At 60.9% G+C, this 19860-nt stretch carries 24 protein-coding genes; 21 read left to right on the top strand and 3 right to left on the bottom strand.

The window, feature by feature from the left end; genetic code table 11:
• Positions 1–115 precede the first annotated feature (115 nt).
• The 12 genes from ACQRAX_RS09650 to ACQRAX_RS09595 all read left to right on the top strand — a co-directional run bounded on the left by ACQRAX_RS09650 (position 116) and on the right by ACQRAX_RS09595 (position 11940).
• Positions 116–685, top strand: coding sequence for a YqgE/AlgH family protein (locus ACQRAX_RS09650; RefSeq protein WP_412039914.1), 570 nt, complete (start codon positions 116–118; stop codon positions 683–685).
• Positions 685–1119 (top strand): Holliday junction resolvase RuvX, encoded by a 435-nt coding sequence (gene ruvX, locus ACQRAX_RS09645; RefSeq protein WP_038615389.1) that lies wholly within the window; start codon positions 685–687, stop codon positions 1117–1119. The genes ACQRAX_RS09650 and ruvX overlap by 1 nt, the downstream gene beginning before the upstream one ends.
• A gap of 60 nt (positions 1120–1179) precedes the next feature.
• Positions 1180–1698, top strand: coding sequence for a bifunctional pyr operon transcriptional regulator/uracil phosphoribosyltransferase PyrR (gene pyrR, locus ACQRAX_RS09640; protein WP_412039915.1), 519 nt, complete (start codon positions 1180–1182; stop codon positions 1696–1698).
• 12 nt (positions 1699–1710) lie between these two features.
• Positions 1711–2715, top strand: a complete 1005-nt coding sequence (locus tag ACQRAX_RS09635; protein WP_412039916.1) for an aspartate carbamoyltransferase catalytic subunit — start codon at positions 1711–1713, stop codon at positions 2713–2715.
• A complete protein-coding gene (locus ACQRAX_RS09630) occupies positions 2712–3983 on the top strand; it encodes a dihydroorotase (RefSeq protein ID WP_412039917.1) in 1272 nt (423 codons plus the stop codon). Before ACQRAX_RS09635 ends, ACQRAX_RS09630 begins: the two co-directional genes overlap by 4 nt.
• A 184-nt stretch (positions 3984–4167) precedes the next feature.
• Positions 4168–4698: an ATP-dependent protease subunit HslV gene (hslV, locus tag ACQRAX_RS09625; protein WP_045181936.1), complete on the top strand. Its 531-nt coding sequence runs from the start codon at positions 4168–4170 to the stop codon at positions 4696–4698.
• 77 nt (positions 4699–4775) lie between these two features.
• Positions 4776–6113 (top strand): ATP-dependent protease ATPase subunit HslU, encoded by a 1338-nt coding sequence (gene hslU / locus ACQRAX_RS09620; RefSeq protein ID WP_412039918.1) that lies wholly within the window; start codon positions 4776–4778, stop codon positions 6111–6113.
• 100 nt (positions 6114–6213) lie between these two features.
• The gene (locus ACQRAX_RS09615) at positions 6214–6591 is read left to right on the top strand and encodes a gamma-butyrobetaine hydroxylase-like domain-containing protein (protein WP_412039919.1); all 378 of its coding nucleotides are present in this window, start codon (positions 6214–6216) and stop codon (positions 6589–6591) included.
• Positions 6592–6940: 349 nt separating this feature from the next.
• Positions 6941–8620: a class II poly(R)-hydroxyalkanoic acid synthase gene (gene phaC, locus ACQRAX_RS09610; RefSeq protein WP_412039920.1), complete on the top strand. Its 1680-nt coding sequence runs from the start codon at positions 6941–6943 to the stop codon at positions 8618–8620.
• A 62-nt stretch (positions 8621–8682) separates the two neighbouring features.
• Entirely contained in the window at positions 8683–9531 is an 849-nt protein-coding gene (gene phaZ / locus ACQRAX_RS09605) for a poly(3-hydroxyalkanoate) depolymerase (protein ID WP_045181925.1), read from the top strand.
• A gap of 98 nt (positions 9532–9629) precedes the next feature.
• Positions 9630–11312, top strand: a complete 1683-nt coding sequence (gene phaC / locus ACQRAX_RS09600; RefSeq protein ID WP_412039921.1) for a class II poly(R)-hydroxyalkanoic acid synthase — start codon at positions 9630–9632, stop codon at positions 11310–11312.
• A gap of 13 nt (positions 11313–11325) precedes the next feature.
• On the top strand, positions 11326–11940 hold the full coding sequence (locus tag ACQRAX_RS09595; protein ID WP_412039922.1) for a TetR/AcrR family transcriptional regulator: 615 nt from the start codon (positions 11326–11328) through the stop codon (positions 11938–11940).
• Positions 11941–12021: 81 nt separating this feature from the next.
• On the opposite strand, the gene ACQRAX_RS09590 is transcribed toward ACQRAX_RS09595, so the two are convergent.
• From ACQRAX_RS09590 to ACQRAX_RS09580, 3 genes are all read right to left on the bottom strand, one after another.
• Complete coding sequence (locus tag ACQRAX_RS09590) at positions 12022–12783, bottom strand: phasin family protein (protein WP_412039923.1); 762 nt, start codon at positions 12781–12783, stop codon at positions 12022–12024.
• Positions 12784–12793: 10 nt separating this feature from the next.
• The gene (locus tag ACQRAX_RS09585; protein ID WP_412039924.1) at positions 12794–13213 is read right to left on the bottom strand and encodes a phasin family protein; all 420 of its coding nucleotides are present in this window, start codon (positions 13211–13213) and stop codon (positions 12794–12796) included.
• Positions 13214–13422: 209 nt separating this feature from the next.
• Complete coding sequence (locus ACQRAX_RS09580) at positions 13423–13698, bottom strand: polyhydroxyalkanoic acid system family protein (protein ID WP_412039925.1); 276 nt, start codon at positions 13696–13698, stop codon at positions 13423–13425.
• Between the two features lie 125 nt (positions 13699–13823).
• Between ACQRAX_RS09580 and ubiE the strand changes: the two genes are divergently transcribed.
• The 9 genes from ubiE to ACQRAX_RS09535 all read left to right on the top strand — a co-directional run bounded on the left by ubiE (position 13824) and on the right by ACQRAX_RS09535 (position 19796).
• Complete coding sequence (gene ubiE / locus ACQRAX_RS09575) at positions 13824–14594, top strand: bifunctional demethylmenaquinone methyltransferase/2-methoxy-6-polyprenyl-1,4-benzoquinol methylase UbiE (protein WP_045181914.1); 771 nt, start codon at positions 13824–13826, stop codon at positions 14592–14594.
• Positions 14594–15217: a ubiquinone biosynthesis accessory factor UbiJ gene (locus tag ACQRAX_RS09570; protein ID WP_412039926.1), complete on the top strand. Its 624-nt coding sequence runs from the start codon at positions 14594–14596 to the stop codon at positions 15215–15217. Before ubiE ends, ACQRAX_RS09570 begins: the two co-directional genes overlap by 1 nt.
• Positions 15214–16821 carry a ubiquinone biosynthesis regulatory protein kinase UbiB gene (gene ubiB, locus ACQRAX_RS09565; RefSeq protein ID WP_412039927.1) on the top strand — a complete coding sequence of 536 codons (1608 nt, stop codon included), beginning with the start codon at positions 15214–15216 and terminating at the stop codon, positions 16819–16821. Before ACQRAX_RS09570 ends, ubiB begins: the two co-directional genes overlap by 4 nt.
• Before the next feature lie 74 nt (positions 16822–16895).
• Positions 16896–17288 (top strand): phosphoribosyl-AMP cyclohydrolase, encoded by a 393-nt coding sequence (hisI, locus tag ACQRAX_RS09560; RefSeq protein WP_412039928.1) that lies wholly within the window; start codon positions 16896–16898, stop codon positions 17286–17288.
• Position 17289: 1 nt separating this feature from the next.
• Positions 17290–17625 (top strand): phosphoribosyl-ATP diphosphatase, encoded by a 336-nt coding sequence (locus tag ACQRAX_RS09555; RefSeq protein ID WP_157194503.1) that lies wholly within the window; start codon positions 17290–17292, stop codon positions 17623–17625.
• A 25-nt stretch (positions 17626–17650) separates the two neighbouring features.
• A complete protein-coding gene (locus ACQRAX_RS09550; RefSeq protein WP_412039929.1) occupies positions 17651–17920 on the top strand; it encodes a twin-arginine translocase TatA/TatE family subunit in 270 nt (89 codons plus the stop codon).
• Positions 17921–17923: 3 nt separating this feature from the next.
• Positions 17924–18304 carry a Sec-independent protein translocase protein TatB gene (gene tatB, locus ACQRAX_RS09545; RefSeq protein WP_412039930.1) on the top strand — a complete coding sequence of 127 codons (381 nt, stop codon included), beginning with the start codon at positions 17924–17926 and terminating at the stop codon, positions 18302–18304.
• A complete protein-coding gene (gene tatC, locus ACQRAX_RS09540; RefSeq protein WP_412039931.1) occupies positions 18301–19092 on the top strand; it encodes a twin-arginine translocase subunit TatC in 792 nt (263 codons plus the stop codon). The genes tatB and tatC overlap by 4 nt, the downstream gene beginning before the upstream one ends.
• Positions 19089–19796, top strand: coding sequence for a 16S rRNA (uracil(1498)-N(3))-methyltransferase (locus tag ACQRAX_RS09535; RefSeq protein ID WP_412039932.1), 708 nt, complete (start codon positions 19089–19091; stop codon positions 19794–19796). The genes tatC and ACQRAX_RS09535 overlap by 4 nt, the downstream gene beginning before the upstream one ends.
• The last annotated feature ends 64 nt before the right edge of the window (positions 19797–19860 follow it).

The raw sequence follows: 19860 nt of genomic DNA, 5'->3' as shown, positions 1-19860 counted from the left end.
TTTAAGCACCGCGGACTCACAGCTTGCCATCCATCTCTCTCACCCTAGAGTTTACTTCCGGCCATAGACACAAGCGGGCTTGTCAGTCTGGCGCCCCAACGCCAAACTACTAGCCATGAAAAACCTCAGCCCGAGTTACCTCAAGCATCAGTTCCTGATTGCCATGCCGCACATGGCCGACCCGAACTTCGCGCATACCTTGACCTACATCGTCGAGCACAACGCCAATGGCGCGATGGGGCTGGTGGTCAATCGACCCCAGGAACTGAACCTGGCCGATATCCTCGAGCAACTGCGCCCGGGCGTCGAGCCGCCAGCCAGCTGCCTGCAGATACCGATCTACATCGGCGGCCCGGTACAGAACGACCGCGGCTTTGTCCTGCATTCCAGTGACCAGTCTTACCAAGCCACCATTGGCCTGGACGGGCTGTCGTTGTCGACCTCCCAGGATGTGCTGTTTGCCATTGCCGACGGCGTCGGCCCCAAACAGAGCCTGATTACCCTCGGCTATGCCGGCTGGGAAGCGGGCCAACTGGAAGCAGAACTGGCTGACAACGCCTGGCTGAACTGCCCGTTCGATCCCGAGATCATCTTCGGCATGGCCTGCGAGCAACGTCTTGAAGCTGCCGCTGCCAGCCTGGGGATCAACCTCAGCCTGCTCACCAGCCAGGCGGGGCACGCCTGATGGCCGAATTGCGCCTGCTGCTGGGCTTTGACTATGGCACCAAACAGATCGGCGTCGCCGTTGGCCAGGTGATTACCGGCCAGGCCCGTGAGCTGTGCACCCTCAAGGCTCAGAACGGGGTCCCGGACTGGACTCAGGTAGAAAAACTGATCCAGGAGTGGAAACCCGACGCCATTGTCGTAGGCCTGCCGCTGAACATGGACGGCACGCCCAGCGAAATGAGTGCCCGCGCCGAGAAGTTTGCCCGGCGCCTGAACGGCCGCTTCAACCTGCCCGTGCATACCCACGACGAACGCCTGACCACCTTCGAGGCCAAGGGCGAGCGCATGGCCCGCGGCGGCCAGCGTGGTAGTTACCGCGACAACCCGGTGGACGCCATTGCCGCAGCCTTGCTGCTGCAGGGCTGGCTGGAGGCCAACACCGGGCAATCCTGACCCAGATCATCGGATTCAAGCCGGGACAGCGCTATGCTCCCGGCCTCTTGAGGAGCAAGCATGAGCCTACCCAATCCCGCCGAACTGATCCGGCAGATGGCCGTCGACCTTCGTGCCCATCTGGCCCGGCGCAACATTACCGAGCCACGCTTCATCGGCATCCGCACCGGGGGTATCTGGGTTGCCCAGGCCCTGCTCGAAGAGCTGGGCAGCGATACCGCCCTCGGCACCCTCGACGTTTCGTTCTATCGCGATGACTTCAGCCAGAACGGCCTGCACCCACAAGTGCGCCCTTCCAATCTGCCATTCGAGGTTGAGGGCCAACACCTGGTCCTGATCGATGACGTGCTGATGAGCGGTCGTACCATCCGTGCCGCCCTCAACGAACTGTTCGACTATGGCCGTCCGGCCAGCGTGACCCTGGTCTGCCTGCTCGACCTGGATGCCGGCGAACTGCCGATCCGCCCGAATGTGGTGGGTGCGACGCTGTCGCTGGCCGCCCATGAACGGGTAAAATTGACCGGACCCGCACCGCTCGCCCTCGAGCGCCAGGACCTCGCCTCCGCTTCCGCACTTTAAGAGTCCCTCGCGATGACGCCAATCGACGCCAAGCGCCCGCTGCAGCTCAATGATCAGGGCCAGCTGCGCCATTTTCTCTCGCTCGACGGTTTGCCCCGCGAACTGCTCACCGAGATCCTCGACACTGCCGACTCGTTTCTTGAGGTCGGTGCCCGTGCCGTTAAAAAGGTTCCGTTGCTGCGCGGCAAGACCGTCTGCAACGTGTTCTTCGAGAACTCCACCCGCACCCGTACCACCTTCGAATTGGCCGCCCAGCGGCTGTCGGCCGACGTCATCACCCTGAATGTGTCGACCTCCTCGACCAGCAAGGGCGAAACCCTGTTCGACACCCTGCGTAATCTTGAGGCCATGGCCGCCGACATGTTCGTCGTGCGCCACGCCGACTCCGGTGCTGCGCACTTCATCGCCGAGCACGTGTGCCCGGACGTAGCGATCATCAACGGTGGCGACGGCCGCCATGCCCACCCGACCCAGGGCATGCTCGACATGCTCACCATTCGTCGGCACAAAGGCGGCTTCGAGAATCTTTCGGTAGCCATCGTCGGCGACATCCTGCACTCGCGGGTCGCGCGCTCGAACATGCTTGCACTGAAGACCCTGGGCTGCCCGGACATCCGCGTGATCGGCCCGAAAACCCTGTTGCCGATCGGTATCGAGCAGTACGGTGTGAAGGTCTACACCGACCTCGAACAAGGCCTGAAAGATGTTGACGTGGTGATCATGCTGCGCCTGCAGCGTGAGCGTATGGCCGGTGGCCTGCTGCCGAGCGAAGGCGAGTTCTACCGCCTGTTCGGCCTGACCACGGCGCGCCTGGCCGGGGCCAAGCCCGATGCCATTGTCATGCACCCAGGGCCGATCAACCGCGGTGTGGAAATCGAATCGGCGGTGGCCGACGGTGCCCATTCGGTAATCCTCAATCAGGTCACCTACGGTATCGCCGTGCGCATGGCGGTGCTGTCCATGGCCATGAGCGGGCAGAACGCGCAACGTCAATTCGAGCAGGAGAACGCCCAGTGACCCTCAGTATTCTCGGCGCCCGGGTCATCGACCCCCTGAGCGGCCTGGACCAGACCACCGACCTGCACATCGATGCCGGCAAGATCGTTGCCATCGGCGCCGCACCGAGCGGATTTACCGCGGCACGCAGCATCGACGCCCAGGGCCTGATCGCTGCCCCCGGCCTGGTCGACCTCAACGTCGCCCTGCGCGAGCCGGGCTACAGCCGCAAAGGCAGCATTGCCAGTGAAACCCGCGCGGCAGCAGCTGGTGGCGTTACCAGCCTGTGCTGCCCACCGCAGACCAAGCCGGTGCTGGACACCTCGGCGGTCGCTGAGCTGATCCTCGACCGCGCTCGCGAGGCCGGGCACAGCAAGGTATTTCCGATCGGCGCCCTGAGCAAAGGCCTGGAAGGCGAACAGCTTGCAGAGCTCATTGCCCTGCGCGACGCCGGTTGCGTGGCATTCGGCAATGGCCTCAACGCCTTTGGCAACAACCGCACCCTGGCTCGTGCCCTTGAGTACGCGGCAACCTTTGACCTGACGGTGATCTTCCACTCGCAGGACCGCGACCTGGCTCAAGGCGGCCTGGCTCACGAAGGTGCGATGGCCAGCTTCCTCGGCCTTCCAGGCATTCCGGAAACCGCTGAGACCGTGGCGCTGGCGCGCAACCTGCTGCTGGTCGAGCAGACGGGCGTGCGGGCGCACTTCAGTCAGCTGACCAGTGCCCGTGGTGCACGCCTGATCGCTCAGGCCCAGGAAATCGGCTTGCCGGTCACCGCTGACGTGGCGCTGTATCAGCTGATTCTCACCGATGAAGCGCTGCGCGACTTCTCCAGTCTCTACCATGTACAACCGCCGCTGCGTACCCGCGCCGATCGCGACGGCCTGCGCGAAGCCGTGAAGTCCGGGGTGATCCAAGCAATCTCCAGCCATCACCAGCCACACGAGCGTGACGCCAAGCTGGCACCGTTCGGTGCGACTGAGCCCGGTATCAGCAGCGTCGAATTGCTGCTGCCATTGGCAATGACCCTGGTGGAAGATGGCCTGCTCGACCTGCCAACTTTGTTGCAACGTTTGTCCAGTGGCCCGGCTCAAGCCCTGCGCCTGCCGGCCGGGGAATTGAAGGTTGGCAGCGCCGCCGATTTGGTCCTGTTCGATGCCAAGGCCTCTACCGTGGCGGGCGAACAGTGGCGATCCAAAGGCGACAACTGCCCGTTTATCGGCCACTGCCTGCCGGGCGCGGTACGTTATACCTTGGTTGATGGGCATATCAGTCACGAGGCCTGAAGGCCAGCCACAAGCTACAAGCCTTGAGCTGCAAGCGGACCAGACCGTGTGTCGGTCCGCTTTTTCTTGCCGCTTGACGCTAGCAGCTCATCGCTCACACGCATGTGTGTAGTTGAAATTCTTCCCTGCACCCCCATATGAGTCTGCATCAGGCATTTTCGCCCCGCTGCGTGGAGACTCTCCCTTGACCACCATCGTTTCAGTTCGCCGCCACGGCAAAGTCGTCATGGGCGGCGACGGCCAGGTTTCGCTCGGCAACACCGTGATGAAAGGCAACGCCAAGAAAGTCCGCCGCCTGTACCACGGCCAGGTTATCGCCGGTTTCGCCGGTGCCACCGCCGACGCATTCACCCTGTTCGAACGTTTTGAAGGCCAGCTGGAAAAACACCAGGGCCATCTGATCCGTGCCGCCGTCGAGCTTGCTAAAGAATGGCGTACCGACCGCTCCCTGAGCCGCCTGGAAGCCATGCTGGCTGTGGCTAACAAGGACGCTTCGCTGATCATTACCGGCAACGGTGACGTCGTCGAACCGGAAGACGGCCTGATCGCCATGGGCTCCGGTGGTGGCTATGCCCAGGCTGCCGCCCGTGCCCTGCTGCAAAAAACCGATCTCTCGGCGCGTGAAATCACCGAGACTGCCCTGAATATCGCCGGTGACATCTGTGTGTTCACCAACCACAACCTGACTATCGAGGAGCAGGACCTGGCCGAGTAACTCAGCTGTTCTGGCGCCCGGCCCCGGTGGCCGGGCTTTTCCACGCTGACTTATCGAGCCCAAGGACCATCACAACCATGTCCATGACCCCCCGCGAGATCGTCCACGAACTCAACCGCCACATCATCGGCCAAGATGATGCCAAGCGCGCCGTCGCCATTGCCCTGCGTAACCGCTGGCGGCGCATGCAGCTCCCTGCTGAGCTGCGCGTCGAAGTGACGCCAAAGAATATCCTGATGATCGGCCCGACCGGCGTCGGCAAGACCGAAATCGCCCGGCGCCTGGCCAAACTGGCCAATGCCCCGTTCATCAAGGTCGAAGCGACCAAGTTCACTGAAGTCGGCTATGTCGGCCGTGACGTCGAATCGATCATCCGTGATCTGGCTGACGCCGCCATCAAGATGCTCCGCGAACAGGAAATCATCCGTGTCGGCCACCGTGCCGAAGACGCTGCCGAAGAGCGCATCCTTGACGCCCTGCTGCCACCGGCACGCACCGGCTTCAACGAAGACCAGACCACCAGCACCGACTCCAACACCCGCCAGCTGTTCCGCAAGCGCCTGCGCGAAGGCCAGCTGGATGACAAGGAAATCGAGATCGAAGTGGCCGAAGCCATGGGTGTCGACATTTCTGCGCCACCGGGCATGGAAGAGATGACCAACCAGTTGCAGAACCTGTTTGCCAACATGGGCAAGGGCAAGCGCAAGAGCCGCAAGCTCAAGGTCAAAGAAGCACTGAAACTGGTGCGTGACGAAGAAGCCGGGCGTCTGGTCAACGAAGACGAGCTCAAGGCCAAGGCCCTGGAAGCGGTCGAGCAGCACGGTATCGTGTTCATCGACGAAATCGACAAAGTAGCCAAGCGTGGCAACGTCGGCGGTGCCGATGTATCCCGTGAAGGCGTACAGCGCGACCTGCTGCCGCTGATCGAAGGTTGCACGGTGAACACCAAGCTGGGCATGGTCAAAACCGACCACATCCTGTTCATCGCCTCCGGTGCGTTCCACCTGAGCAAGCCGAGCGACCTGGTGCCTGAATTGCAAGGTCGCCTGCCAATTCGTGTTGAGCTCAAGGCCCTGAGCCCGGAAGACTTCGAGCGTATTCTCAGCGAACCGCACGCCTCGTTGACCGAGCAATACCGCGAGCTGCTCAAGACCGAAGGCCTGAACATCGAGTTCGCCGCCGAAGGTATCAAGCGCTTGGCCGAGATCGCCTGGCAGGTCAACGAGAAGACCGAGAACATCGGTGCGCGTCGCCTGCACACCCTGCTCGAGCGCCTGCTCGAAGAGGTTTCGTTCAGCGCCGGTGACTTGGCCAGTGCCCACAGCGAAGCACCGATCCGTATCGACGCCGACTACGTCAACAGCCACCTGGGCGAATTGGCGCAGAACGAAGACCTCTCCCGCTACATCCTGTAGCGCAGCGGCAAGCTTCAAGCCGCAAGCTGCAAGTTGAGCGCGCTGGACGCCTGCTCTTGTAGCTTGTAGCTTGCAGCTTATAGCCCAAGAGCCTTTATCCATGTCCAGACTCCCTACCGCAATCAATCTGCATAAAGCTTCGAAAACACTGACGCTGACTTACGGGCCAGACGAGGTGTACCACCTGCCCGCTGAATTCCTGCGCGTGCACTCCCCCTCCGCCGAGGTCCAAGGCCACGGCAACCCGATCTTGCAATTCGGCAAACTGGGTGTCGGTCTGAGCCAAATCGAACCGGCCGGCCAATACGCACTGAAGCTGACCTTCGATGACGGCCACGACAGCGGCCTGTTCACCTGGGAGTACCTGGAGCAACTGTGCTTGCGTCAGCAGGAACTCTGGGATGACTACCTCAACGAGCTTGCCAAAGCCGGAAAATCTCGCGACCCGTCCGAGTCCATCGTCAAGCTGATGCTCTAGTTCAGGCCTTCCAGGGTTTAGAGCGCATTTTCTAATTCTATTTGCTTGAATGCCTGCTCAACGGCCAATGATTGGCCGTCTTGCGCAACACTCGAAAGTCGGGTAACCAATGGATCTGGCAAGTTCCCTGCATTGATTTGCAGCAGGGTCGAGCCGGTATGCAGAGGTCGCGAGCGAAAGCAGGCAGTCTTCTCAAGCAGAACAAAACCCGCATGGCTCATCGTCGTTTGCATCCGGCCGCAGGACCGCAGTTCGTTATCACTGGTCACCCGAGCAGCAGTACCGGGCACTCGTCTGTGTAACGCGCACAGCAGGCCGGTACTCGTCTCAGGACAACGGAGCGTCGTAGATGAGTAACAAGAACAACGATGACCTGCAGCGCCAAGCCTCGGAAAATACACTGGGCCTGAACCCTGTGATCGGCTTGCGCCGTAAGGATTTGCTGACTTCTGCGCGAATGGTGCTGGGCCAGGCCATTCGTCAGCCGCTGCATAGTGCCAAGCACGTCGCGCATTTCGGCGTGGAACTCAAGAATGTGATCTTCGGCAAGTCGGTCCTGGCACCGGAAAGCGACGACCGCCGCTTCAATGATCCGGCCTGGAGCCAGAACCCCCTGTATCGCCGCTACCTGCAGACTTACCTGGCCTGGCGTAAAGAACTGCATGACTGGATCGACACCAGCAACCTGTCGGCCCAGGACGTCAGTCGTGGTCACTTCGTCATCAACCTGATGACCGAAGCCATGGCCCCGACCAATACCGCCGCCAACCCGGCAGCGGTCAAACGCTTTTTTGAAACCGGCGGCAAAAGCCTGCTCGACGGCCTGTCGAACCTGGCCAAAGACATGGTCAACAACGGTGGCATGCCCAGCCAGGTCAACATGGAGGCCTTCGAGGTCGGCAAGAACCTGGGCACCAGTGAAGGGGCGGTGGTGTTTCGCAATGACGTGCTGGAACTGATCCAGTACAAACCGATCACCGAGCAAGTTCTCGAACGCCCACTGCTGGTGGTACCGCCGCAAATCAACAAGTTCTACGTTTTCGACCTCAGCCCGGAAAAAAGTCTGGCGCGTTTCTGCCTGCGCTCCAACGTACAGACCTTTATCGTCAGCTGGCGCAACCCAACCAAGGCTCAACGCGAATGGGGCCTGTCGACCTACATCGATGCCCTCAAAGAGGCTGTCGATGTAATCCTGGCCATCACTGGCAGCAATGACCTGAACATGCTCGGTGCCTGCTCCGGTGGCATCACCTGCACCGCGCTGCTGGGCCACTATGCGGCGCTGGGTGAAACCAAGGTCAACGCCCTGACCCTGCTGGTCAGCGTGCTCGACACCACACTCGATAACCAGGTTGCCCTGTTCGTTGACGAGCAGACGCTTGAGTCCGCCAAGCGCCAGTCCTACCAGGCCGGTGTACTTGAAGGCCGTGACATGGCCAAGGTATTCGCCTGGATGCGCCCCAACGACTTGATCTGGAACTACTGGGTCAACAACTACCTGCTGGGCAACGAGCCGCCGGTGTTCGACATCCTGTTCTGGAACAACGACACCACCCGCCTGCCTGCTGCCTTCCATGGCGACCTGATCGAATTGTTCAAAAGTAATCCACTGACCCGTGCCGATGCACTGGAAGTGTGCGGCACGCCCATTGACCTGAAGAAAGTCACCTCAGATATCTACAGCCTCGCCGGCACCACCGATCACATCACGCCCTGGCAGGCTTGCTACCGCTCGGCCCAGCTGTTTGGTGGCAATGTCGAGTTCGTACTGTCCAACAGCGGGCATATCCAGAGCATTCTCAACCCGCCAGGCAATCCCAAGGCGCGCTATATGACCAGCAGTGAAATGCCTGTCTGTAACAAGCAATGGCAGGACAATGCCCATAAGCACACTGACTCCTGGTGGTTGCACTGGCAAAACTGGTTGACCGAGCGCTCCGGTGAACTGAAAAAAGCACCGACGCGCATGGGCAACAAAGCCTATGCCGCTGCCGAGGCCGCGCCGGGGACCTACGTCCACGAGCGCTAGTTGCAGCAACCGCCGCGGCCAGTCGCTGGTCGCGGCGAATCACCCACCACAGGGCTTCGCGCATGCCGCAACCGTACATTTTCAGAACTGTCGATCTGGATGGCCAAACCATCCGCACCGCGGTTCGCCCCGGCAAGCCACACTTGACGCCCTTGCTGATTTTCAACGGCATCGGTGCCAATCTGGAACTGGTGTTTCCCTTTATCCAGGCCCTGGACCCGGACCTGGAAGTCATCGCCTTCGATGTGCCGGGTGTCGGTGGCTCGTCGACGCCCAGGCACCCCTATCGTTTTCCTGGCCTGGCCAAACTCACCGCACGCATGCTCGACTACCTCGACTACGGGCAGGTCAATGCCATTGGAGTGTCCTGGGGGGGAGCACTGGCCCAGCAGTTTGCCCACGACTACCCCGAGCGCTGCAAAAAGCTGGTGCTGGCCGCCACTGCCGCAGGCGCGGTGATGGTCCCGGGCAAGCCCAAAGTGTTGTGGTTGATGGCCAGCCCCAGACGCTACATACAACCTTCGCATGTCATTCGCATCGCACCGCAGATCTATGGCGGGGCCTTTCGTCGCGACCCGGACCTGGCCACCGCGCATGCCGCCAAAGTGCGCTCTTCGGGCAAGCTTGGCTACTACTGGCAGCTGTTCGCCGGCCTCGGCTGGACCAGCGTGCACTGGCTGCACAAGATCCAGCAGCCGACCCTGGTACTGGCCGGCGACGATGATCCGTTGATTCCGTTGATCAATATGCGCCTGTTGGCCTGGCGGATTCCCAATGCCCAGCTACACATAATCGACGACGGTCATTTGTTCCTGATCACCCGGGCTGAAGCCGTCGCCCCGATCATCATGAAGTTTCTCCAGCAAGAGCGCCAACGCGCCGTCATGCACCCTCGGCCCGCCCCCAGCTAAAACGCTGCGATCAAACGCCCAAGGCCGTGTGCGGCATGAGGTTGGTGTCGCTCTTGCATTGAACTGTTTGTAGTTGGCCTGACGACGGAGTGTTGCTGATGAAAGACAAGCCCGCGAAGGGATCGGTACCGGTCCCCGCCTCACATTTGAATGTGCAGAATGCGATCACCGGCCTGCGCGGCCGCGACCTGCTTTCGACCTTGCGCAATGTCAGCCGCCACAGCCTGCGCCACCCACTGCACACCGCCAAGCACATGCTCGCCCTGGGCAGTCAGTTGGGGCGTGTGCTGCTCGGTGACACGCCGCACCAGCCCAACCCTCGCGACAATCGCTTCAAGGACCCGGCGTGGAACCTCAATCCGTTCTACAGCCGCGGGCTCCAGGCTTATCTGGCCTGGCAGAAGCAAACCCGCCAATGGATCGATGAAAGCCAGCTGGAGGCCGATGACCGTGCCCGTGCGCACTTTGTCTTCGCCCTGCTCAGTGATGCCATGTCGCCAAGCAACTCGCTACTCAACCCGGCGGCCGTCAAGGAGCTGTTCAACTCCGGCGGCCTGAGCCTGGCGCGCGGCTTGAATCACCTGGTCGATGATTTGCGTCACAACGATGGCTTGCCGCGCCAGGTCAATCCCGAGGCGTTCGAGGTGGGGCGCAACCTGGCCACCACCCCAGGTGCAGTGGTCTTTCGCAATGAATTGCTGGAGCTGATCCAGTACAAGCCGATGAGCGAAACCCAATACGCCCGGCCGGTACTGGTGGTGCCACCACAGATCAACAAGTTCTACATCTTCGACCTGAGCCCGGCCAACAGCTTCGTCCAGTACATGCTCAAAAATGGCCTGCAGACCTTCATGATCAGTTGGCGCAACCCCGACCCGCGCCATCGTGAATGGGGCCTGTCGAGTTATGTCGAGGCGCTGGAAGAAGCCATGAATGTCTGCCGGGCAATCACTGGCAGCCGCGAGGTCAACCTGATGGGGGCCTGCGCTGGTGGCCTGACCATGGCCGCCTTGCAAGGCCACCTGCAGGCCAAACGACAATTGCGCCGCATCAGCAGCGCCACTTACCTGGTCAGCCTGCTCGACAGCCAGATCGACAGCCCGGCTAGCCTGTTCGCCGATGAGCAGACCCTGGAGGCCGCCAAGCGCCGTTCCTATCAGCAGGGCGTGCTCGACGGCCGAGAGATCGCCAAAGTCTTCGCCTGGATGCGGCCCAACGATCTGATCTGGAATTACTTCGTCAACAATTACTTGCTCGGCAAAGCGCCACCGGCCTTCGACATTCTCTACTGGAACAACGACAACACCCGCCTGCCGGCCGCTCTGCACGGCGACCTGCTGGATTTCTTCAAACACAACCCGCTGACCCACGCCGCTGGTCTTGAAGTATGCGGTACCCCGATCGACCTGCAGAAGGTTAACGTCGACAGCTTCAACGTGGCCGGCAGCAACGATCACATTACGCCCTGGGATGCGGTGTATCGCTCGACCCTGCTGTTAGGTGGCGACAAACGCTTCATCCTCGCCAATAGCGGCCATGTGCAAAGCATCCTCAATCCACCCGGCAATCCCAAAGCGCATTATGTCGACAACCCACGCCTGAGCAGCGACCCACGGGCCTGGTTCTACGATGCCAAACAGGTGGACGGCAGTTGGTGGCCACAGTGGCTTGAATGGATTCAGGCGCGCTCAGGTACCCAGCGTGAAACCCTGATGACTCTGGGTAACCAGCATTACCCTCCCATGGACCCCGCGCCCGGCACTTACGTACAGGCGCGCTGAACAAGAAGAACGGATGAAAACCCGCGACCGTATTCTCGAGTGTGCCCTGCAACTGTTCAATCAGCAGGGCGAACCGAATGTCTCAACCCTGGAGATCGCCAATGAGATGGGGATCAGCCCGGGCAACCTGTACTACCACTTCCACGGCAAGGAACCGCTGGTACTGGGTTTGTTCGAGCGCTTCGAGGATGAGCTTACCCCTCTGCTCGATCCACCCCTGGAGGTGCGCCTGGAGGCCGAAGACTACTGGCTGTTCCTGCACCTGATCGTCGAGCGCATGGCCCAGTACCGCTTCCTCTTCCAGGACCTGTCGAACCTGACTGGGCGCCTGCCAAAACTGGCACGCGGCATGCGCAACCTGCTCAATGCCCTCAAGCGCACGCTGGCCGCCCTGCTCGCCAGCCTCAAGGCCCAAGGTCAGGTGACCAGTGATACGCGGGCATTAGGGCAGTTGGTTGAGCAGATCACTCTGACCTTGTTGTTCTCGCTGGACTACCAGCGGGTTCTGGCCCGAGAGGGAGAAGTGGGCGTGGTGGTGTATCAGGTAATGATGCTGGTGGCGCCGCATTTGGAAAGTGGCTCGCGCCATGCCGCCGAGCAGTTGGCCCTGCGCTACCTGGATGGCTGAAAAGCACGGGCCAAACCTGCGATGCTCTTGAATGAAAACGCCCGGCACTAAGGCCGGGCGTTTGCTGACAACCGCCTGAAATCAGGACGGATTCAGCGGGCTCACCGATGCCGATGACGCGGATGGAGCCGCTGCAGTCGGTGCCGAAGTGACAGCAGGTGCTGCACTTGACGCCGGTGCTGCGCTGGCTGCCGGCGCTGCCGGTTTGGCGGCCGCAGGCTTGGCCGGGGCTTTTTTCACTGCCGGCTTTTTCACCGCAGCAGGCTTGGCCGCTGCAGCTTTCGCTGTCGCAGGCTTAGCGGCTGGTTTGGCTGCTGGTTTAGCCGCCGCCGTTTTCGCCGCTGGCTTGGCTGCAGGTTTAGCTGCCGCTTTCGGCGCTGCCTTGGCCAGCGGTTTGGCCGCAGCCTTGGTCGCTGCCGGCTTGCTCGAAGCCGACTTGACCGATGCACCGGTCAGTTTCTCGATCTGCTTGGTCAAGGTATCAACCTGCTGATGCAGTGCCTTGACTTCATTGCGGCTCGGCACGCCCAAACGCGAGATGGCACTGTTCAGGCGCTTGTCGAAAGCCTCTTCGAGTTCGCTCCATTTGCCCAGTGCACGGTCTTTCACATCACCCACCCGTGAGGTGGCCGATTTGGCCGAAGCCTTGGCCGCGTCAACGGAACCCTTGGCCTGCTTTTCAGCTTTCTCACCGTCCTTGACCAGGGACTCGAACAGCTTGTTGCCGTCCTGATCGATCTTGGAGTAGATACCCAGCCCCGCCAGCCAGATCTTGCGGGAATACTTCTCGATCCCCCCGACCCAGGAGCTGCTTTCTTTATCGCTATTCTTCTTGCCAGCCATCCCGCTCTCCTTATTGTTTACGTGCGACACGTTCAAGCAATGCCGTCAGCTCATCGAGCTTGGCAGAGAGTGCCTCCACGTCATGTTTAGACGGAATGCCGATGCGATTCAAGGCGCTGGCGACCCGCGTGTCGAAAGCCTTTTCGATTTTATCGAGTTGAACTTCGACCTTGCCCTTGACGCTGGTGATCTCACCCTTGACCGAATCGATCTGGCTATTGGCGGCATCCAGCTCGTGGTCGATGCGCTTTTTGCCGCGCTTCTCCACGGTTTCGCCGGCTTTTACCAGCTCTTTCAGGTAGTCGGCACCTTCCTGACCGACCCGGGCATAAGCGCCCAGGCCTGCCAGCCAAATTTTGCGCGCGTAGCCGCGCACTTCACCCACTGTGTTCTGGGCGTCGTCTTTTTTCTTCAAAATCACTTTGGCCATGCTCTGCACCTCACGCTCGAAAAGATATGGAGGAACTGCCCATGGAAGTTGGGCTTGAGCACAAGGTAGGGAGAAAAATTAGAATTGGCACCCTAATGGCGGTAGCTACAAGCGGCAAGAAGAGCGGTGGCGATCCTGAAAATTATTTCCTTATGCCAGATCACCGCAACCACTTGTAGCTTGTAGCTTACAGCTACCCACTTGAGCCGCTAGGCGAGCGCCTTGTCCAACGCCCGCTCGATCTCGCTCTTTATGGTCGTGCTCATCATCGACAACATCATGCCCAGCTTGAGCTCGACCTTGATGGTGTCTTCGCCGATCTGCACGCTGCCATTGGCACCGCTGCGCTTGACCTCGACCCGGTCGCCAACCCAACGGGCGCTAAGGTCGTACTCGCGAGCCAGCTTGTCGACCAGGGCTTGGGCCTTTTCCCGAGCCGCTTCGCGGCCCAGGTTGTGTTTGCGCTCAACGCTGATCTGGGTCATTCATTCAATCCTGGGTTCAGAGGCATACTCCTATTATGCCCTCGCCCCGACCTGCGACACACCCCGCCAAGACAAATCCGACCGTACACCCTAGAATGGCCAGTAATTTTTTCCGGTGAAGCGATATGAACGATCAGCGCAAAGGCGACCACGCCGAACCCACCACCCATTTCGGCTACCAGAACGTGCCGGAAAGCCAGAAAGCAGAGAAAGTCGCTGAGGTTTTCCATTCGGTAGCGGCCAAATACGACTTGATGAACGACGTGCTTTCCGGCGGTATGCACCGCCTGTGGAAGCGCTTCACCATCGAACTGTCCGGCGTGCGCAGTGGCAACCGGGTCCTGGATATCGCCGGCGGCACCGGTGACCTGGCAGCCAAATTCTCGCAACTGGTCGGCCCAACCGGCCAGGTGGTACTGGCGGACATCAATGAGTCGATGCTCAAAGTCGGTCGTGACCGCCTGCTCGACCGCGGCGTGGCCGGCAATATCGAGTTCGTCCAGGCCGACGCCGAAAAGCTGCCGTTCCCGGACAACCATTTCGATTGCGTGACCATCGCCTTCGGTCTGCGTAACGTTACCCACAAGGACGACGCCATCCGCTCGATGCTGCGGGTCCTCAAGCCTGGTGGACGGCTGCTGGTACTGGAGTTCTCCAAGCCAACCAACACGTTCATGTCCAAGGTCTACGACGCTTACTCGTTCGCCTTCATGCCGCTGGCTGGCAAGCTGATCACCAACGACTCGGAAAGCTACCGCTACCTGGCCGAATCGATCCGCATGCACCCTGACCAGGAAACCCTCAAGGCGATGATGGTCGAGGCCGGCTTCGACCGCGTCACCTACCACAACATGACCAGCGGCATCGTAGCCCTGCACCGGGGTATCAAGCCCTGATGCTCCTGGCCGGCCTCCTCGCCAGCGTCGAGCACGGTCTGAACCGTGTCCTGCGCCTGGACAGCACAGCACTGCCGCGCTTGCGCCCGCTCGATGGCAAGGTAATTGCCATCGACTGTCGCCAGCCAGCCCTGCAACTGTTCATTCTGCCCAGTGAAGAAGGGCTGATGCTCGCCTCGCATTGGGCAGTGGAGGCCGACTGTACGTTGCGTGCCCCGGCCAGTAGCCTGGTACGCCTGGCCCTGAGCCAGGACAAGAGCGCGGTACTGCACAGCCCCCAGGTCGAGCTTGAAGGCGACAGCGCGGTGCTGTTGGATCTGGTCGCGGTGCTTCAAGACCTGGAGCTGGATTGGGAGTACGAAGTCTCCCGCTGGCTCGGACCGGTAGCCACGCAACTGCTCAGCGGCCATCTGCGCAGCCGCGCCAACTGGACCCGCCAAGGCCTGGCCAATCTCAACCAGAACCTCTCCGAGTACCTGGCCGAAGAAGCCCGCACCCTGGTTGGCCAGCGCGAAGCCGAAGCCCGCTTCAGCGAACTCGACACGCTCAAAGTCGACATCGAACGCCTCGAGGCGCGTATTGAGCGCCTTACCCGATCCCTTGATACCAGCGATAACGCATGAAGCTGCTTGCCGTCCGCCGTCTGTTGCGCATCCAGAGCGTGGTCATCCGCTACCGCCTGGATGACCTGCTGTTCGAACTGCCGCTGCCCTGGTGGCTGATGGCCCTACGACATTTGATGCCTTGGCGCTGGTTCCCACGCAAGCCCCTGGAGCTCAGCCGCGGCGCCCGCCTGCGCATGGCCCTGCAGGACCTGGGGCCGATCTTCATCAAGTTCGGCCAGCTGTTGTCGACCCGTCGGGACCTGCTGCCTGAAGATATCGCCGACGAACTGATGCGGCTCCAGGACCGAGTGCCACCCTTCGATCCACAGCAGGCCATCGCCCTGATCGAAGAGCAACTCGGAGCGAAGATCAGCGACGTCTTCAGCCGCTTTGACGTCGAGCCACTGGCCTCGGCTTCGGTGGCTCAGGTCCATGCCGCCAAGCTCAAAAGCGGTGAAGAAGTGGTGGTCAAGGTCGTGCGCCCTGGCCTCAAGCCGGTCATCGCTCAAGACCTGGCTTGGTTGTTCCTGATTGCCCGTGGCGCCGAGCGCGTCTCGGCCGACGCCCGCTTGCTGCACCCGGTAGAAGTGGTCAACGACTACGAAAAAACCATCTACGACGAGCTCGACCTGTTGCGTGAGGCGGCCAACGCCAGCCAGCTCAAGCGAAACTTCGAAGGCTCGGAGATGATGTACGTGCCCCAGGTGTACTGGGACTGGTGCCGCCCCAAGGTGCTGGTAATGGAGCGCATCTACGGCATCCAGGTTACCGACCTGGTTACCCTGGCCGACCAGCGTACCGACATGAAAATGCTCGCCGAGCGTGGTGTAGAGATTTTCTTCACCCAAGTGTTCCGTGACAGCTTCTTTCATGCCGACATGCACCCGGGCAACATTTTCGTCAGCACCGTCAAACCGTGGAGCCCGCAATACATTGCGATCGACTGCGGCATCGTCGGCAGTCTCACGCCTGAGGACCAGGACTACCTGGCGCGCAACCTGTTTGCCTTCTTCAAACGCGATTACCGCCGTGTAGCCCAGTTGCACATCGATTCGGGCTGGGTCCCGGCGCACACCAAGCTCAACGAGTTCGAGGCGGCGATCCGTACCGTTTGCGAGCCGATCTTCGAAAAACCGTTAAAAGATATTTCTTTCGGTCAGGTGTTGATGCGCCTGTTCCAGACTGCACGGCGCTTCAACATGGAAGTCCAGCCGCAGCTGGTGCTGCTGCAAAAGACCTTGCTCAACATCGAAGGCCTGGGGCGTCAGCTGTATCCCGAGCTAGACCTGTGGAGCACCGCCCAACCGTTCCTGGAACGCTGGATGCGCGAGCGGGTCAGCCCCAAGACCCTGCTGCAGAACCTGCACGGCCAGGTCGAACAGATCCCGCACCTGGCCGGTATGACCCGCGACCTGCTCGAGCGCATGTCACAGCCGCACCTGGCCGACCCGCCCAGCCCCTGGCAACAGAAGGGTGACGGTTGGGCCTTGCGCCTGCTCGGCGCCGGCTTGCTCGGCGCTGGTGCGACCCTGGCGGCTGGCGCTGTCAGCCTCAGCGCCCCTGCCGCCTGGCCCGCCTGGTTGATGCTCGCTGCTGGCCTTTACCTGATCGTGCGTCGATAGCCAGCCGCGTCGCTGACTGGCACACTAGCGCAAGGGGCCGGCAGAGGATCGAGCCTCTCGTTTTGGAGTCGTACATGAAAGACTGGCTGGACGAGATCAACTGGAACAGCGATGGCCTGGTACCGGCTATCGCCCAGGACCACAAGACCGGGCGCGTGCTGATGATGGCCTGGATGAACCGCGAGTCGCTGGCGCTGACCGCCGCCGAGCAGCGAGCCATCTACTGGTCGCGTTCGCGTGGCAAACTGTGGCGTAAGGGCGAAGAATCAGGGCACGTGCAAAAACTGCACGAAATGCGCCTGGACTGCGACGCCGACGTGATCATCCTGATGGTCGAGCAACTGGGGCATATTGCCTGCCATACCGGTCGTGAAAGCTGCTTCTACCGTGTTTACCAGAACGCTGAGTGGCAGACCGTCGACCCGGTCCTCAAAGACCCCAACGCCATCTACAACGCAGGACACTGACATGAGCGACACCCTGACCCGCCTGGCCGAAGTGCTGGAAGCGCGCAAAGGCGCCGAGCCTGACAGCTCCTACGTGGCTAGTCTGTACCATAAGGGCCTGAACAAGATTCTGGAAAAACTCGGCGAAGAGTCGATCGAGACCATCATTGCTGCCAAGGATGCCGCGCACAGCGGAGATTACAGCGATGTCATCTACGAGACCGCTGATCTGTGGTTCCATAGCCTGGTCATGCTCGCGCAACTGGGCCAGCACCCGCAGGCGGTACTGGATGAGCTGGACCGCCGTTTCGGCCTGTCCGGGCACGCCGAGAAAGCAGCGCGTCAGCCGTCGGCCTAACTGAATTATTTCGAGGGATTGCACCATGGGAATTTTTGACTGGAAACACTGGATCGTCCTGCTGGTCGTGGTGGTACTGGTGTTCGGCACCAAGAAACTGAAGAATTTCGGTAGCGACCTGGGCGAATCGATCAAAGGCTTCAAGAAAGCCATGAACGAAGAAGAGTCCAAGCCCGACGAGCAGGTCCCACCTGCGGTGCAACCTGCCCAGCCGCAGGCGACTTCGCCACTGAACCAACCGCAGACCATCGACGGCCAGGCACACAAGGTCGAAGAGCCGATCAGGAAAGATTGATCAATGTTCGGGATCAGCTTCAGCGAACTGCTGCTCGTCAGCCTGGTAGCCCTCCTGGTGCTCGGCCCTGAGCGACTGCCAGGCGCCGCGCGTACTGCCGGGTTATGGATCGGTCGGCTCAAGCGCAGCTTCAATTCGATCAAGCAGGAAGTGGAGCGCGAAATCGGCGCCGATGACATCCGGCGTCAGTTGCACAATGAGCACATCCTTTCCATGGAGCAGGAGGCGCGCAAGATCCTCAATCCGCAAAGCCTGATGCCTGAGACCCCGACGCCCCCGGTGGCCAACAGCGAGGCCAGCGTGCCAGCGCCAGCAACCAGCGCCGAGGCTACCCCGGCCGCCAACACCACCCCAGAACCGACACAGCCGCCGCGAGCCCCATGAGCGAAATTCCGGAAAACGACCAGCCAATGCCGCTGGTTTCGCACCTCACCGAGTTGCGTACTCGCCTGCTGCGTTGCGTCGCAGCCATCTTCCTGATCTTCGCCGGGCTGTTTTCCTTCGCGCAGCAGATCTACACCCTGGTCTCGGCGCCGTTGCGCGAGCACTTGCCGGCCAACGCGACGATGATCGCCACTGACGTGGCTTCGCCATTCTTGACACCGTTCAAGCTGACCATGATGGTCTCGCTGTTTCTGGCCATTCCGCTGATCCTCCAGCAAATCTGGGGTTTCATCGCGCCGGGGCTGTACCGCCACGAAAAACGCATCGCGATTCCGCTACTGATCTCCAGCATCATCCTGTTCTATGCCGGCATGGCTTTCGCCTACTTCCTGGTGTTCCCGCTGATCTTCGGTTTCTTTGCCAGCGCCACCCCTGAAGGGGTGTCGATGATGACGGACATTGCCAGCTACCTGGACTTCGTCATGACCCTGTTCTTCGCCTTCGGCGTGGCCTTCGAAATACCGGTGGCCGTGGTCCTGCTGGTGTGGATCGGCGTGGTCGATGTGAAGTACCTGAAGAAGATTCGTCCGTATGTGATCATCGGCTGCTTTGTTGTCGGGATGGTCCTGACTCCGCCGGACATCTTCTCGCAAACCCTGCTGGCCGTGCCCATGTGGCTGTTGTTCGAGATCGGTATTCTGTTTGGTTCACTGATCCGCAAACGCAGCGAACACCGCGACGACACTGCCGACGATCACAACGACCAGCCGCCAGCGACGCAACCGTGAACCTGCTGCTGCTCGAAGAAGCCGACTTCATCGCGGCCGATCGCGTCATTCTGGCTGATCGACGCTTTACCCACATGCAGGACATCCACCGCGTGGCGGTCGGCGACACCCTGCGTGTCGGACGCATTGGCGGGCTGATGGGCGAAGCTCAGGTAGTGCGCCTTGAAGGCCATGAGGCGGAACTTTCGGTCAGCTTCGAGCGCAATCCGCCGGCCAAGCTGCCGCTGACCTTGGTGCTAGCCTTGCCACGTCCGAAGATGCTGCGCCGGGTGTTTCAGACCGTTGCCACCATGGGTGTGCCCAAGCTGATTCTGGTCAACAGCTACCGCGTCGAAAAAAGCTTCTGGCAAACCCCGTTCCTCGAGCCCGAGGCGATCCGTGAGCAACTGATTCTCGGCCTGGAACAAACCCGCGACACGGTCTTGCCCGACATCATCATCGAGAAGCGCTTCAAACCCTTCGTTGAAGACCGACTACCAGCCATTGCCCAAGACACCCTCGGCCTGGTGGGTCATCCCGGTCCTTTCCCACCCTGCCCGCGTGGCCTCGACCAGCCGGTAACCCTGGCGATCGGCCCGGAAGGCGGCTGGATCCCCTACGAAATCGACTTGCTAGGCAAAGCCGGATTGAGCCCGGTGCAACTCGGCGAGCGTATCTTGCGCGTGGAGACGGCGGTTACCGCCCTGCTCGCTCGTCTGTTCTGACTTCAGTTTTGCGATCTGGCGCCGATGCATAGGCACCAGAACAATAAATCGCCCCTGCCGATCG

The sequence above is a fragment of the Pseudomonas sp. UM16 genome (genome assembly GCF_050312595.1).
GTDB lineage: Bacteria > Pseudomonadota > Gammaproteobacteria > Pseudomonadales > Pseudomonadaceae > Aquipseudomonas.
Note: the sequence above shows the minus strand (reverse complement) of the source record. Positions and strands in the feature narration are given on the sequence as shown.

Coding starts and splice junctions, on each gene's coding strand:
- ACQRAX_RS09650 (WP_412039914.1), top strand. CDS start 116: ATGAAAAACCTCAGCCCGAGTTACCTCAAGCATCAGTTCCTGATTGCC.
- ruvX (WP_038615389.1), top strand. CDS start 685: ATGGCCGAATTGCGCCTGCTGCTGGGCTTTGACTATGGCACCAAACAG.
- pyrR (WP_412039915.1), top strand. CDS start 1,180: ATGAGCCTACCCAATCCCGCCGAACTGATCCGGCAGATGGCCGTCGAC.
- ACQRAX_RS09635 (WP_412039916.1), top strand. CDS start 1,711: ATGACGCCAATCGACGCCAAGCGCCCGCTGCAGCTCAATGATCAGGGC.
- hslU (WP_412039918.1), top strand. CDS start 4,776: ATGTCCATGACCCCCCGCGAGATCGTCCACGAACTCAACCGCCACATC.
- ACQRAX_RS09615 (WP_412039919.1), top strand. CDS start 6,214: ATGTCCAGACTCCCTACCGCAATCAATCTGCATAAAGCTTCGAAAACA.
- phaC (WP_412039920.1), top strand. CDS start 6,941: ATGAGTAACAAGAACAACGATGACCTGCAGCGCCAAGCCTCGGAAAAT.
- phaZ (WP_045181925.1), top strand. CDS start 8,683: ATGCCGCAACCGTACATTTTCAGAACTGTCGATCTGGATGGCCAAACC.
- phaC (WP_412039921.1), top strand. CDS start 9,630: ATGAAAGACAAGCCCGCGAAGGGATCGGTACCGGTCCCCGCCTCACAT.
- ACQRAX_RS09595 (WP_412039922.1), top strand. CDS start 11,326: ATGAAAACCCGCGACCGTATTCTCGAGTGTGCCCTGCAACTGTTCAAT.
- ACQRAX_RS09590 (WP_412039923.1), bottom strand. CDS start 12,783: ATGGCTGGCAAGAAGAATAGCGATAAAGAAAGCAGCTCCTGGGTCGGG.
- ACQRAX_RS09585 (WP_412039924.1), bottom strand. CDS start 13,213: ATGGCCAAAGTGATTTTGAAGAAAAAAGACGACGCCCAGAACACAGTG.
- ACQRAX_RS09580 (WP_412039925.1), bottom strand. CDS start 13,698: ATGACCCAGATCAGCGTTGAGCGCAAACACAACCTGGGCCGCGAAGCG.
- ubiE (WP_045181914.1), top strand. CDS start 13,824: ATGAACGATCAGCGCAAAGGCGACCACGCCGAACCCACCACCCATTTC.
- ACQRAX_RS09570 (WP_412039926.1), top strand. CDS start 14,594: ATGCTCCTGGCCGGCCTCCTCGCCAGCGTCGAGCACGGTCTGAACCGT.
- ubiB (WP_412039927.1), top strand. CDS start 15,214: ATGAAGCTGCTTGCCGTCCGCCGTCTGTTGCGCATCCAGAGCGTGGTC.
- hisI (WP_412039928.1), top strand. CDS start 16,896: ATGAAAGACTGGCTGGACGAGATCAACTGGAACAGCGATGGCCTGGTA.
- ACQRAX_RS09555 (WP_157194503.1), top strand. CDS start 17,290: ATGAGCGACACCCTGACCCGCCTGGCCGAAGTGCTGGAAGCGCGCAAA.
- ACQRAX_RS09550 (WP_412039929.1), top strand. CDS start 17,651: ATGGGAATTTTTGACTGGAAACACTGGATCGTCCTGCTGGTCGTGGTG.
- tatB (WP_412039930.1), top strand. CDS start 17,924: ATGTTCGGGATCAGCTTCAGCGAACTGCTGCTCGTCAGCCTGGTAGCC.
- tatC (WP_412039931.1), top strand. CDS start 18,301: ATGAGCGAAATTCCGGAAAACGACCAGCCAATGCCGCTGGTTTCGCAC.